1 protein-coding gene is annotated in these 603 nt (G+C 64.1%); it reads left to right on the top strand.

Annotated features, from left to right (window positions below):
• On the top strand, positions 1 to 531 hold a 531-nt coding region (locus QZH66_RS18115; RefSeq protein WP_305807189.1), incomplete at its 5' end, for a histidine phosphatase family protein.
• Between the last annotated feature and the right edge of the window lie 72 nt (positions 532 to 603).

Raw genomic sequence — 603 nt, 5'->3', positions numbered from 1 at the left:
AGTCCACGGCTGCGTGCGCGCCAAACCTGCGAACTGGCGGGGCTTGCGTTGGCGAGCGATATCGAGCCTGATCTGGCCGAATGGGACTACGGCGACTACGAGGGCCAGCGCTCCGAGGACATTCGCAGGGACCGCCCAGACTGGAACGTGTGGCGCGATGGCTGCCCCGGGGGCGAGATGCCTGCCGATGTGTCCGCCCGTGCCGACCGGCTCCTCACGAGGCTGTATACCCTGCAAGGCAATATCGCGCTCTTTTCGCACGGTCAGTTCGGCGCCGCGCTGGCGGTACGGTGGATTGGCCTGCCGGTGGTCGAAGGGCAGCATTTTCCGTTGTACCCGGCATCCTTGAGCCTGCTTGGCCATGAAGCCANGTTCGGCGCCGCGCTGGCGGTACGGTGGATTGGCCTGCCGGTGGTCGAAGGGCAGCATTTTCCGTTGTACCCGGCATCCTTGAGCCTGCTTGGCCATGAAGCCAACCACCCCGACCGGAAGGTCATCGCGCTGTGGAACGAAATTCCCGCCGCCATCTAGTACCTCAGCCCGGAAGTAGAGGAACGCAATGAAAGCGATGGATTCGTTCGCAGGGCAAGGCGCAAACCGCAG

The sequence above is a fragment of the Stenotrophomonas sp. YIM B06876 genome (assembly GCF_030711595.1).
GTDB lineage: Bacteria > Pseudomonadota > Gammaproteobacteria > Xanthomonadales > Xanthomonadaceae > Stenotrophomonas.
The sequence above is the reverse complement of the archived record's forward strand: the minus strand, read 5'-3'. Positions and strand labels throughout refer to the sequence as shown.